Consider the following 13,392-nt stretch of genomic DNA (forward strand, 5'->3'; position numbering starts at 1 on the left):
GCCGATAAATTTTGTCGTTTTGATTAGCGCATGAACACATTCCACGACCCGCAGCAAAAAAAAATACTGATACTGGATTTTGGCGCGCAATACACTCAGTTGATTGGGCGTTGCGTGCGGGAGTTGGGGGTTTATTGTGAAATTTTTCCGTTTGATGTTGACTCCGGCAAAATAAAGGCATTTGCCGCAAACGGTTTTATTCTTTCAGGCAGCCATGCGTCAACCTGTCAGGATCACGAAACTAATGCTCCCGGCATAATTTTTGATACGGAACTGCCGATCCTTGGAATTTGTTATGGAATGCAAACATTGGTCTCTCAGCTTGGGGGTGTGGTTGAAAATACGACCGCCCAGGAATATGGATATGCTGAAAATGGGTATGCCGAATATGGGCATGCCGTAGTCAACACCTGCGCCAATAGCAAATTGTGCGGGCCAGCCGGTCAGGTGCTGACGGTATGGATGAGTCACGGCGATCGAGTGAGCGAATTGCCGGCGGGATTCAAGGTCATCGGCGCCACCAGCCGTTGCCCTTACGCCATCGTCGCCGATGAAGACCGGGATTATTATGGCGTTCAGTTTCATCCCGAAGTGACCCACACCGTGGACGGCAAAAGGATTTTATCGCGCTTTGTTCATGACATTTGTGGCTGTGGCGCGGACTGGGTTTCGGCGAATATTATTGAAAGCCAGTTGCAGTGGGTTAAAAATCGGGTTGGCAATGAGCACGTGATACTGGGACTTTCCGGCGGCGTAGATTCCGCAGTTGTGGCGGCCCTGTTGCATCGCGCCATTGGCGCTCAGTTGACCTGTATTTTTGTGGATACCGGGTTGCTGCGTTTGTACGAAGGCGACCAGGTTATGGAAACTTTTTCCGAGCATCTGGGGGTAAAAGTCATTCGTGTAAATGCTGCGGGTGATTATTTCAAACGCCTGAAAGACATAGATGATCCTGAACAAAAACGAAAAATCATCGGCAACCTTTTTATAGAAATATTTGAACGGGAGTCGCGCAAAATTAAAAATGCGAAATGGTTGGCGCAGGGAACAATTTACCCGGATGTCATCGAGTCATCGGGAAATAAACACGGAAAAGCGAAAGTCATAAAATCCCATCACAATGTCGGTGGACTGCCGGCGGATATGAATCTAAAGTTATTGGAGCCATTGCGCGAGTTGTTTAAGGATGAGGTGCGAAACATGGGCCTGACGTTGGGGCTGCCGAAAAAAATAGTCTGTCGGCATCCATTTCCAGGCCCCGGATTGGGCGTGAGAATTCTTGGCGAAGTTAAACAGGAGTATGCGGAAATTTTGCGCCAAGCCGATGCGATTTTTCTTGAACAGTTGTATGCCCATGATTTATATGACGAAATAAGTCAGGCGTTTGCGGTGTTCCTGCCGATTAAATCCGTCGGCGTGGTCGGGGATAATCGCGCCTATGAATACGTCATTGCCCTTCGCGCAGTGGAAACCGTGGATTTTATGACCGCCAATTGGAAACGGATTCCGCATGATGTGCTGAGCGGAATTTCTAATCGCATCATCAATGAAGTGCGAGGAATAAGTCGAGTGGTCTATGATATATCGGGCAAGCCGCCGGCCACGATAGAGTGGGAATGACATCAAGTGGACTGACGCGATGCCAACTGCACCATCAGTTCATGGCGCGGGCTTTGGAGTTGGCAATCATGGCGCAGGACAGCGATGAAATTCCGGTCGGCGCCGTGGTCGCGCAAAATGAAAAAATTATTGGCGAAGGATTCAACTGCTCAATAGGAAATCATGATGCCAGCGGGCACGCGGAAATCCTGGCGTTGCGCGCTGCCGGTAAAAACATCGAAAACTATCGCCTCGATAAATGCAGTTTGTATGTAACGATGGAGCCGTGCATTATGTGCGCCGGCGCCATTTTGCATGCGCGCATCAAGCATCTGATTTTTGCGACCCACGACCTGAAATTTGGCGCCGCGGGCAGCCAACTTAATCTGCTACAGTCCAGGTTCTTGAATCATCGATGTTCAATCACCGCCGGAATAATGCAGCGAGAGTGCCAGGAATTGATCCAACAGTTCTTCAAACAGAAACGGCATCAATGACCAGATGCAGAGCAAAACCGAAATCCAATGACGTGACCGCCAGGGATGGCGGAAATGCAGGTTTTGCAGGATCAAAAACCTGCCCATATCAAGCGTAGGACATAGACCAGCCCCTCGCCCCCACCGTCCCTGGCTGTCGTGTCCCGCGGTGCGGGACAAATGGTTGACTGGATTCCTGCTTCCGCAAGAATGACGGCCCCGGCTTTCAGAAGTGGGACTTTAGTCCCGCCATCTGTAGTGGTTGTTCTCGGCCCGACTCGGGAACGTGGGAACGAAAACAATTCTCCAGCCTGTATAAGCTCAGATACATTTAGCACTCCGATGCAGAAGGCGAGTCATGCAACTTCAACACATTGGATACCGAATCAATACTTGAATTAAGTGTTGTGTCCCCTTAATTCCAAAGCAGACTCCAGAAATCCTAAGGCATCTTTGCGTTGTAAATGCGGGTGGGCGAACTGGTTGCGATAACTACGAATACATCCGTAACAACTCTTGGTGCAATCGCAATCACCGTTCACCCGTTTTTTCGCCTCTTTAAGCACATCTAAAAACACGTCTTGCTTTTCTAAATTGGCAACCAGACCGGCACCGCCGGGTACGTTGTCGTACAAAACTATTGCCGTTTTGTCGAGTGTTTTGCCTACTGTGATGGTCGCGTTCAAATCGGTGTCCGGTACATTTAATCTTTGCGCAGCACCCAGTAACATGGCATATGCCAACGAATACGCATGCCATTCGTCGTTGAGTCCGGGAAATTGCAAACGAACAACATCGGTTACAAATTCATGGCCGAGGGAAAGTCGTTTAAGGGTAGATTTACACTCGTTGCTTTCCGGAGTTTTATGCGAACCACTTATTTCCGCACTGCCCGCGCCACAACTAAGGCAAATATAAAATCCACCGCCGTTTTTCCCTTCACATAACACTACCATGCGCCCCGGTAATGCTGGCGTGATTTCCACATCGAAGAGTTTTTTTGTTTCTTGCTGACCCTCAACAAACCCGCCAAAAAACGGGCGGGTGGTGTATAAACGCCCGGCACGTCCTTGTGGCTCTTTAGGTTTTTCTAACAATGCCGTAACAAAGCCGAATTCCGGCGACAGGTACTTGCCCTTTGGATCAGGGTTACCCGCTTGGTCATCGTCTTCATTCCATTGTTTGAAGTCGCGTGCCTTGTTGTAGTAGTAGTTTTTGACCGCGAGGGTTTTGCCGGCAATGATTTTTATTCCGCAGGATTGCCATTCCTTTTTGTTGGCGACAACCTTGCCGCCGGGCGCATATTCGGCGATAGCTTGCGATAAGTCCCGTTGCAGAGAAATTTTGCGTGCTTCCTGCTGGCTGTATGGGCGTGTGTCCAGTTCCACCACATCCACCGGAAAGCCGTATTTTGGAATAATCGCTTTGCGGGAAAGAAAGTTAAGTGTTTTGTCGGCGGCAATAGTATTTGCACGATTCTGAAATTTTTTTGCTTTTGTAAAATTGTCCTCCCTGCTAAATTCCTTTTTCAGTCTTTCAACTAAGAGATATTCTGAGCAAACCTCTGCCTCAGCATTAGCGAAGCGGCTATTTTTACCAGCAATAAGATTCATCCAACTGTTGTTGTCCAGTCCTGTTTTAGCATGCATCTCTTTCGGAACAATCTCACGCAGAGAAGACGCGAGAGCAGTGTTGTCTCGGCAAAAATTCATAACTTCGGAAACCGCACTTGGGTTTTCCCAGTCGCTGCCTATTAAATTTTCAACTTTTTTGAATCGTTCGCGGTTCGAAGGATTTCTAAAGAACGCTGATAGTACGGTCGCGGTGATGTGTCGAAGTATAATTTTTTCGTTTTGCAATCGAAGTTGCGGAGGGCGGATTTGCCCTTTCAATATGTGTGTTTCCGGGTCATTGTAGTGATACAAATCATGCGGATTGCGTCGGCAATAGGTGAGTGCAAGACCGGGTATTTCGCCACCCCTCCCAGCACGCCCGACGCGTTGCGTGTAATTAAACGGCTCCGGCGGAACATTACGCAAGAAGACTGTTTCCAAATCGCCCAAATCAACGCCTACCTCAAAGGTTGTTGACGAACTGAGTAAATCAATATCGCCGTCGATAAATTCAGTTTGTCGCTTTTGTGCTTCCGCGCTTTCTAATTGTGCGGTGTGTTCTTCGGCGCGCAACTGTGCCGGCATTTTTGTATCTTCATACAAAACACGGTAGTGGTTTTGCGCTAACTTTACTTGGTCAGCAAGGACAAGTTCGCCCGGGCACTTGTTGCGTGGGCAAACCCCGCGAATATTGTAAAAGCTCAGTCTGGCGCAGGTGTCGCATTCAAAGCATTCATTTGGTGACGGAAGTTTCACGCGTAGCCAGGCAGGATTTAACAAAAAGGTGCCATCGGCTGATGCGCGCAACAACAGTCTATCGTCCTCCTTAAAACTACTGTCGTAATTATGAATACAGTCCCACAGGGAATCCATCAGTTCTTTGCCTGCTTTGCATTTTTCTTTGTCGGATAATGTGTTGTCTTGATGTAAACGACAAAGAAAATGTTGTACAATACCAGTTCCTGCGCTTCCCCATGAAAATGTATATTTGGTGCCCGTGCCAATAGTAACCGGCCGTTGTGGCCATGCGGATACTTCATTCCAAGCGGGGGGGGGCGCTCTCAGGCAATCTCACCGCTCGTTCATACCGCAAGCGATCCAGAAGAAAACTGAGTAATTCCTGTCCCTCTTCTGGTGTGAAATTCCACGGTGGTTTGCTCATTAAGTCAGGGAGTTGTAAATCTTCACGAAATGCCATGTGCCACTTGGTTAAACCGGTGCCTTCAAGTGAAATACGTTTCTTATTAGTCAACAACTCACGGAAAATCATGCGTGATGCCTCACGATTCCGCGTTTCAGCCGTATCAGACTTGGAGAACACCATGTTGTCACTACAAATTTTTTCCAGACGGCTCTGTAAATCTTTAATTGATAAACCTTCTTCGTTAACCGCATTTTGTTTTAACGCACGTAAAATAAAATTTCTATCGCGTACTTTTTGATACGAGTCTTCCGCGTACCATGCAAAGAATGCCGCCTCCTGCCGACTGTCGGCAAAGGATAGTATTTTTCTTCGTTTTCCTTTTGGCAGTAAACTATGTAAGGCAGTGGCAATAACCGAGTTTGGGCCATCGGAACCATGTACAATTTCCTGCACAGGATCGCCAATTCCACGACGTTCATAGCCGCAGGTTTCACATTTTTTTAGTCGATCTGGATGCGTGTCGTGATGCTCGCACTTTTTCACCGAAATAGTTGCATTGCATTCACAAACTGAGCGATTGTTTCCTTGGGATAGGCTTCCACACTGGCGGCATAATTGGTGGGTGCTTTGCTTATCCAAACCGTTTTCTAACGGCAAGTAAAAATCCACTCCAAACTCACTGTGGCTTGGGTCTCGCGTTGCTTCAATAAGATAACCGCCGTCTTCACGACCGACATAATAATGTTGCCCACATTCCTGGCACAATGCGATTTCCAATGCCTTGCTTGTTTCATCACCTTCTGTTTCTGTATTGCGGTTTAGAATAATCGTGTCTTTAGCGTTTTGATAAGATAAAAATGCGCCCTCCAGCGCACTCATGAATAAGTGAAATCGTTGTGGTTTTTTGTCATCTGTAGATTCTTGTGTGCCGAAAAGGACATTCTCGTCAGCAAATGATTCGCCAAACAAGGTGTTAGCAAACGCCGCAACCGCCTGTTTGTCTTCTTGACTTACGCCAGATGAAATGGTTGCGCTGGTGGCGATGCAGCGAAACCCATGCGTGCGTCCACCGGCGCGTAGGCGTTGTTTAAGTCGACGCACCAACATACCCATTTCCATACCTTTGGCTCCGCGATACTGGTGCGCTTCGTCTAAAACAATAAATTTCCAGTGTTGCCCACGGCCATCGTCAAATAATTTACTGTCGTCGGGGCGAATGAGCAAATACTCCAGCATGGAGTAATTGGTCAAGAGGATATGCGGCGGGTTGTTGCGCATTTCCTCACGAAACACCAGTTCCCCGGAAAGTCTATTTTCTTCATGCGTACTGGCGTGGCGATAGTTATCCTTTATATTTTTTGGTGTAGCGCCGATGTACTGACCAAAAGTTGGTTTGAAATCAGAGTTTGCAGTTTCTAACTTCTTACATATTTCCCCTAACCGCCGCCTCTGGTCGTTGGCAAGCGCATTCATCGGATACAAAATTAACGCACGCACACCAGGCTCATATAATTTCTCGTCCAAATGCTGTTGGTACAAATCAAACAAGATTGGATACAAAAAACTTTCCGTTTTTCCGCTGTTGGTGCCGGTGGCGACAACAACGTTTTGTTGTTGGCTATGTACCTTGCGAATCGCTTGCTCCTGATGGTCGTACAAAGATTGGTCAAGCAATGCTGGCAAAAGATCGGTGTGCGATGTTGTGAAGCATTCTTTCGCCATCGAAAGTGCATTAATTCCCGCCCGAAATTTATGCGCTGATTCCGGGAATGGTCCTTTCATCAGTTGGCACTTTTCCAACGCTTGCGCAAAAGATTTGCGCAAAGCGGTATCCTTAAAGTAAAAAGATGTTTTCAGGTAGTTAAGATATCGGGTGTGAAGCGTATCTTTCCAATGGTCAATCTCTTGTTCAGTCGGCATGGCTTCCCCCATGAGGCAAATTATTTAGTGTGTCTACGTTGACGCTATGTATCGACCTTCGCCTACGATCAACAATGATTCCCTTGTGCTTTACCTCGGTAAGGGATAGCCCGGCACCCTCCAATTCGCCGCGGCTATACCCTTTGTTCTTGGTAAGTGGACGAACAGGTTTTGGTTTTGGTTTTGGTTTCGGTTTTGGTTTCGGTCCCGAATCTGGTTTCGGTTTATCAGCAGGGATGCAAACAATCGAAAATTCTGCTCTACCGCATTGAACCCGCAAGGCTACTTCTTCGGACGAAACATTTGCTATATTGCTGTGATAACAAAAATCTCGCATACTGAATTCAGCATGTTTAGTTTCGCGGTCTTCATTGAATATGACTTGATATGTGCGCGCACCATCGTATTGGCTGAATGAATTAAATCCTACATTAATTTTTGTTGCGGTTACGGGCAAACGGAAAACTATTCGCGTATTAGAATTTTTGCGAAACTCATCCCGTGACATTTCAAGGTTCGTGTCGCGCCATTCATCAATTTCCTTATCGAATTTTTCGGTGCGCCACCAAATACGCGGCAGACAAATAACAACTTCCGTTTTCCCGTTTACTATCCACTTGGTTTTGTCGGCATCCGGGTGCGCTGCAATCATTGCCGTATCATTACCCATCATCGTTACCTGATATTTTTCAGCATTCGCGTTGTCAATGTTTTTGTTTTTAACAGAAATTCCATCGCCGATGAATTTTATGGTAGTTTCCGTGTGTCCTGTCTTTCTAGGTGCCACAATATTTTCCGATGAATGTGGATTTCCATCAACCAGGATTTGTTTCAAATTTTTCTGTCGGCGAAAATCGAAACTTTCTATCAGCTTCACGTCTTGGTCATAAATGCGAACATAAAACCATCCGTCGAGATTTTCCAAAACCAGTGCGAGCGTTTTTTTGTTTAATTCTTCCGGTCTAAAATTTTCTCCCCATTGACCATGGCCTTCTTCCCCCACCCTAATCCGAGAAACGCCTTTCCACTTTTTCTTGTCAATCAATTCCAAGGCATCGCCGATAAATAAGCCGCCCGCATCCGAGTCATCCGCGATCGTTGTACCTTTGAGTAAGAAACGCTTGTTTGAAAAGAAAGAATCACATTCGGTAAACCCGTCCGCTTCGTCATTGCCGGTGGTGAAAAAATAATGCGCCGAAAAACCTTGGTCGGTGCATCTTGCTTTTTCAACAGGCGCGCTGATTTTCCTTGTCCATGAGTTTGGCGTGAAAATCATGGAATACCCGCTGGACACTCGTTTGATCCGTCTCCCGTCACCTGTCCAGTTTTTGCGATGTTTAAAGATTAACGGATGGTCTTCGTCAAACAATTTTATTGTATCTGTGTTGTTCTCCGCCCAAGTTACCGTCACCTCATGGGTGAAATTCGGTAGCAGATATTCATCGCTGCTGTTTGGTAACAATGCAACTCCATCCTGCGTCACGTCCGCATTTTTATGCGACGGAAGAATCAATAGAATTTCCCATTTATTGGTGGCAGTTGAATATCTGCAAATTAATTCGGGCTTGGTCTCAGGATTAGGTGGCGATTCTTTCTTGTGGGACAGATTTTTGGAATCAGTTTTTCCACGTGCTCCTTTGTACGACGACGGTTTTTTCGATGACTCTTCCGGTTTTGATCGCTCCTCTGGCGGTGTGGGTGTGTGAGTATCTATGGTTTCAGCATCCCCGGGTTGATCCTCTGGTGGTGTTTCTGGCGACGGAGCTGTGTCACCAGAATCTGATATTCCAGCGTCCCCCGGTTGCGCATCCTCCGGTTCAGTTTCCGGCGGCGTATCAGTGCCGGGTTGCTTACCGCCATTGGGAATCGCATTTCCGCCAGTGGGTTTTGTCAGTCGGAAAATATTCATGACTAAGTCACGAATGCAACAGATAAGGCCCTTTACGTTTTCTAAAAACATCGTTCTGATTGGTTACCGTGCTACCGCCATATTAACGCCATACTAACAAAATTTAAACCCAACCCCCGGCAGAGTTTTGCGAGGCAAACCGAAGTCTCGCAAGGTTGCGCATGGGCTCCCGACCGCATGCGCACCCGCCCGATGGTGCTCACGCTCAAGGGCAAGCCTAAACGCTTTCTCGTTTCCACGCGGGAACGAGAACATATACTGAACCGGTTTTAAGAATTGACAATCAGCCAGGTTTTTCTTTGCCGTGAACTGCATCAAGGAAATTTAAGCGTGGCCATCATTATCGAAGTGTATGGATTTTTGCAAAAGTTACGTTATACTGTGCCTGTGATTCTTGAATTTATCGCTGTGGGAGGAAAAAAATGATAGAACTATCTAAATTATTGAAGGGCGGTGTGGCCAGCGTTGCATCTTTGGTCTTGCTATTTGGTGCGGGTTCAGCATCGGCTGCCGGGGTATTAAACGTAACCAACTGGGATGAATATATCGCCGAAGACACTATTTCAAATTTTGCAGCGGAATATGACATCAAAGTTATCTATGATGTTTACGAATCCCAGGAAGCCATTGATTCCAAACTTCTGGCCGGGAATTCCGGTTACGATGTGGTTAGTCATGCCAGCAGCGCAATTGCGAGATTGATTCCGGCCGGTATTCTGCAACCAGTTGACAAGTCCAAGCTGGACAACTTCAAGCATATGCGCCCGGACGTTATGGCTCAGTTAGGCGCGGACTGGGATCCGGGCAATCAATATGTGGTGCCGTATATGTGGGGGACGCATGGCGTTACTTATAACGAAGCGTTGGTCAAGGAAACCTACCCGGATGCGCCGATTGGCTCGCTGGACTTGATTTTCGATCCAGAGCATATCTCTAAAATTGATGCCTGTGGCGTGGCCTTCCTGGACGCGCCGACCGATATGGTGCCAATGGCGTTGTCTTATCTAGGGTTTGACCCAAGTTCAACCAATAAGGCCGACTATGCGGCGGTTGAACAAATGCTGTTAAAAATCCGCCCTTATATCAAGACTTTCGATAATTATGCGTATCAACGATTGGTCGAGCGGGAGTTTTGCGTGGTAACCAGTTGGGGTCCGGACGGCTTGTTGGCGATGTCCCAGGCGGCAGAACTGGATACCGGCGTGGAACTGAACTTTTTCATTCCGCCCGGCAAGGATGCGGCTATTTTTTGGGTGGATGGTTGGGTGATTCCGGCTGATGCCGAGAATGTGGAGAATGCACACCTGTTCTTGAACTATATGATGCGTCCTGAGGTTGGCGCGGCGGACACCAATTATTTGTGGTATGCGACCGCAAATAAAGATGCCTTCGATTTAATCGATACCGCGGTGACCAGCAGTCCAGCGGCTTTCCCGCCACCGGAAGCCGTGGCGTTAATGTACACCTCTGCGGTGTTGCCGCCAAAAATAGAGCGTTTGCTTACCCGAACCTGGACCAATTTCAAAGCGGGTAATTAGAAAAATTCGGTGCGTCATGGGAATAGCATCATAATGCAAGTCTGGCGCAGTAAGTTTTTTTTAATGTGTCGGCTTACGATGGCGCGCCGGATTTCCCGTTTCATTAGAACTTTCAATGAGGTGAGTCATGGTTGATTCGGTTGATTTTCAGTGCGAGCCATGGTTAGATCCCGATGCGGAACCGTTTATTCGTATCCAGAGCGTTACCAAGAATTTTGGTGATTTCACCGCGGTAAGCAGCGTTGATTTGGATATTTATCGCGGGGAATTGTTCTGCCTTTTGGGCGGATCCGGTTGCGGCAAGTCCACGCTTTTGCGAATGTTGGCCGGTTTTGAAACGCCAAGTTCGGGCACCATCCATATCGACGGCATGGAAATGAGCGAGGTGCCGCCCTACAAGCGGCCGGTCAACATGATGTTTCAGTCATATGCGTTATTTCCGCATATGGATGTGGATAATAATGTAGGCTATGGCTTGAAATGCGATGGCATCGATAAGGAAGAAATCAGGTCGCGCGTCGCCGATATGCTGGCGATGGTGGAACTTGCCGAATTCAGCAAGCGCAAGCCCCATCAATTGTCCGGCGGGCAATGTCAGCGGGTGGCGTTGGCACGGGCTTTGGTCAAGAGACCCAAAGTATTACTGCTGGATGAGCCGCTGGCGGCATTGGACAAGCGACTCAGAGAGCAAACCCAGTTTGAGTTAATGAACATCCAGGAAAAACTTGGGGTAACTTTTATTGTGGTGACCCACGACCAGGAAGAGGCGATGACATTGTCGACCCGCATTGCGGTAATGGATGTGGGGAAATTTGTGCAAATCGGCACGCCAACGGAAATTTACGAGTACCCCTCATCCCGAATGGTGGCCGATTTCATTGGCACGGCAAATATGTTTGAAGGTCGAATTACTGAAAATGGCGCGGATCATGTCAGAGTGCGCTCAGATGACCATGATGCAGAGTTTTTTATCGATCACGGATTATCCATCAAGGTGGGCAGCAAGGTTTGGGTCGCGGTGCGGCCGGAAAAAATCAAAATATCCAAAACGCCGACTGAACACTCAAGTGCAAATAATTCAAGTGCAAATAATTCAAGCGCAAATAATCTAACAGGCGTGGTTCAGGATATAGGCTATTTGGGAAATATTTCAACCTATCGAATTAAACTCCCCAGTAGCAAGATCATTGCGGTTACCGTTCCTAATCAGGTGCGACCAAAAGACGGACGCCATGCAGTCGATTGGGAAGATGAAGTATATCTGAGATGGGATGCCGCCAGCCCGGTAGTGCTGACTAAATAACATAGCCAGATAACATCATAATAATCATGCGACCGGCGACCGACATTATTGACAAATTCAAGGCGCACCCCATTGCTCGCGCGCATATTCCAAAAATTTTCGAACTATTGCAGTCGCGCTGGAAAACAGTCGTTATCTTCATTCCGTATTTTTGGCTATTACTATTCTTTTTAGCCCCGTTTTTTATCATCCTGAAAATCAGCATGGCGGAATCGCTGATCGCCAGCCCACCGTTTTCGCCGTTGTTTGAATGGGCCAGCGACGGCGCGATGAGCATCCGCGTGATTTTTGATAATTACGCTTATCTTTGGGAAGACGAGCTGTATCTCAACACCTATTTAAGCTCGGTCAAAATTGCCTTTATCTCCACGATATTGTGTTTATTGATTGGCTACCCCATCGCTTATGCCATCGTAACCTCGTCGCATACCGCAAAGCATGTTTTATTGATGTTGGTTATATTGCCGTTCTGGACCTCATTTTTATTGCGCGTTTATGCCTGGATGGGATTGCTGGCAGACCAAGGGCTGATCAACGACCTGCTCATTTGGCTCGGATTTATTGAGAGCCCGGTAAGGTTGCTGTATTCCCATTTCGCGGTCTATGTCGGCATCGTTTATACCTATGTGCCGTTCATGATTTTGCCGTTGTATGCCAACATGGAAAAACTGGATATGACCCTGCACGAAGCGGCCGCGGATTTGGGCGCGCGGCCGTTCAAGACATTTTTGACCGTGACCCTACCGTTGACCATGCCTGGAATAATCGCCGGGTCATTATTGGTGTTCATCCCGGCAACCGGGGAGTTTGTGATTCCCGATTTGCTGGGCGGCGGTAATGTATTGATGATTGGTCGGGTGCTGTACGGCGAATTCCACTCCAACCATGACTGGCCAGTGGCCTCGGCAGTGGCGATCGCGTTGCTGGTATTGTTGGTGGTGCCGATGATGCTTTATCAACGCGTCCAGGCCAAGGCGGCGAAAGAGGACTAACGCGGAAGGCGGCATGGAGAAAAAACGTTCCAGGTTCCTGTTTTCGGTGTTGTGCTTTGGCATGGCATTTTTGTATATCCCACTGATGGTGTTGATAACGTATTCCTTCAACCATTCCAAAATCGTTCCGGTTTGGGGCGGTTTTTCAACGCGCTGGTACGCGTCTTTGTTTGAAAGCGAAAAAATATGGTCAGCACTGACATTGAGCCTGAAAATTGCCGTAGTCAATGCCACCTTTGCAACCCTGCTCGGAACCCTGGCCGCATTAGCTTTAGTGCGTTTTGGCAAATTTCGTGGCAGAACATTGTTTGGTGGAATGATTGCCGCACCGCTGGTTATGCCGGAAGTGATTACCGGTTTGTCATTGTTGATGTTGTTTATAACGCTGAAAGAATTTTTCGGATGGCCGGATAAGCGCGGATTTTCCACTATTGCCATCGCGCATATCACATTTTCCATGGCTTATGTGGCCGTCATTATTCAATCCCGGTTAGCCGGAATGGGGCAGACGCTGGAGGAAGCGGCGCAGGATTTAGGCGCCAAGCCATTGCGGGTTTTAGTCGATATTACATTTCCGTTACTGGCGCCTGGAATGCTGGCGGGATGGTTGCTCTCATTTACCTTATCCCTTGATGACTTGGTTATCGCCAGTTTCGTAACCGGCCCGGGCTCGAATACACTGCCGATCCTGATTTATTCGCGGATAAAAACCGGCCTGAAGCCGGATATCAATGCGTTGGCAACCATCATTATATTTACCGTGGCGATAGGTGTCATTATCGCTGGCTGGATTATGTTCCGCCAGCAGAAGCAAAAGGAAAGGGATATGCAGTTGGCGACCGCAACCAATAAATAACACAATAAATAGGGCCGCGTTGCCTGAACAGAGGCGCCCGAA

10 protein-coding genes are annotated in these 13,392 nt (G+C 47.7%); 7 read left to right on the plus strand and 3 right to left on the minus strand.

Annotation, left to right across the window (positions count from 1 at the left end; translation table 11 throughout):
* Positions 1–30 precede the first annotated feature (30 nt).
* Positions 31–1,620, plus strand: a complete 1,590-nt coding sequence (gene guaA, locus ACPXXB_RS05670) for a glutamine-hydrolyzing GMP synthase (protein ID WP_423910390.1) — start codon at positions 31–33, stop codon at positions 1,618–1,620.
* On the plus strand, positions 1,617–2,096 hold the full coding sequence (gene tadA / locus ACPXXB_RS05675) for a tRNA adenosine(34) deaminase TadA (protein WP_423910392.1): 480 nt from the start codon (positions 1,617–1,619) through the stop codon (positions 2,094–2,096). The genes guaA and tadA overlap by 4 nt, the downstream gene beginning before the upstream one ends.
* A 377-nt stretch (positions 2,097–2,473) precedes the next feature.
* On the opposite strand, the gene ACPXXB_RS05680 is transcribed toward tadA, so the two are convergent.
* The 3 genes from ACPXXB_RS05680 to ACPXXB_RS05690 all read right to left on the minus strand — a co-directional run bounded on the left by ACPXXB_RS05680 (position 2,474) and on the right by ACPXXB_RS05690 (position 8,661).
* Positions 2,474–4,561 (minus strand): Zn-binding domain-containing protein, encoded by a 2,088-nt coding sequence (locus tag ACPXXB_RS05680; protein ID WP_423910395.1) that lies wholly within the window; start codon positions 4,559–4,561, stop codon positions 2,474–2,476.
* A gap of 163 nt (positions 4,562–4,724) precedes the next feature.
* Positions 4,725–6,764 carry a DEAD/DEAH box helicase gene (locus tag ACPXXB_RS05685; protein ID WP_423910397.1) on the minus strand — a complete coding sequence of 680 codons (2,040 nt, stop codon included), beginning with the start codon at positions 6,762–6,764 and terminating at the stop codon, positions 4,725–4,727.
* The gene (locus ACPXXB_RS05690) at positions 6,742–8,661 is read right to left on the minus strand and encodes a hypothetical protein (RefSeq protein ID WP_423910400.1); all 1,920 of its coding nucleotides are present in this window, start codon (positions 8,659–8,661) and stop codon (positions 6,742–6,744) included. The genes ACPXXB_RS05685 and ACPXXB_RS05690 overlap by 23 nt, the downstream gene beginning before the upstream one ends.
* A gap of 276 nt (positions 8,662–8,937) precedes the next feature.
* Here ACPXXB_RS05690 and ACPXXB_RS05695 point away from each other — a divergent pair, with 276 nt between their 5' ends.
* The 5 genes from ACPXXB_RS05695 (at position 8,938) to ACPXXB_RS05715 (ending at position 13,350) form a co-directional block, all read left to right on the plus strand.
* Positions 8,938–9,087 (plus strand): hypothetical protein, encoded by a 150-nt coding sequence (locus ACPXXB_RS05695; RefSeq protein ID WP_423910403.1) that lies wholly within the window; start codon positions 8,938–8,940, stop codon positions 9,085–9,087.
* The gene (locus ACPXXB_RS05700; RefSeq protein WP_423910406.1) at positions 9,084–10,199 is read left to right on the plus strand and encodes an extracellular solute-binding protein; all 1,116 of its coding nucleotides are present in this window, start codon (positions 9,084–9,086) and stop codon (positions 10,197–10,199) included. The genes ACPXXB_RS05695 and ACPXXB_RS05700 overlap by 4 nt, the downstream gene beginning before the upstream one ends.
* Before the next feature lie 127 nt (positions 10,200–10,326).
* Positions 10,327–11,502: an ABC transporter ATP-binding protein gene (locus tag ACPXXB_RS05705; RefSeq protein WP_423910409.1), complete on the plus strand. Its 1,176-nt coding sequence runs from the start codon at positions 10,327–10,329 to the stop codon at positions 11,500–11,502.
* A 26-nt stretch (positions 11,503–11,528) separates the two neighbouring features.
* Complete coding sequence (locus ACPXXB_RS05710; protein WP_423910411.1) at positions 11,529–12,494, plus strand: ABC transporter permease subunit; 966 nt, start codon at positions 11,529–11,531, stop codon at positions 12,492–12,494.
* 13 nt (positions 12,495–12,507) lie between these two features.
* Positions 12,508–13,350 (plus strand): ABC transporter permease subunit, encoded by an 843-nt coding sequence (locus tag ACPXXB_RS05715; RefSeq protein ID WP_423910414.1) that lies wholly within the window; start codon positions 12,508–12,510, stop codon positions 13,348–13,350.
* Positions 13,351–13,392 lie beyond the last annotated feature (42 nt).

It is taken from the genome of Candidatus Spongiihabitans sp., assembly GCF_965237845.1.
In the GTDB taxonomy this organism is placed as follows: domain Bacteria; phylum Pseudomonadota; class Gammaproteobacteria; order Arenicellales; family Poriferihabitantaceae; genus Spongiihabitans.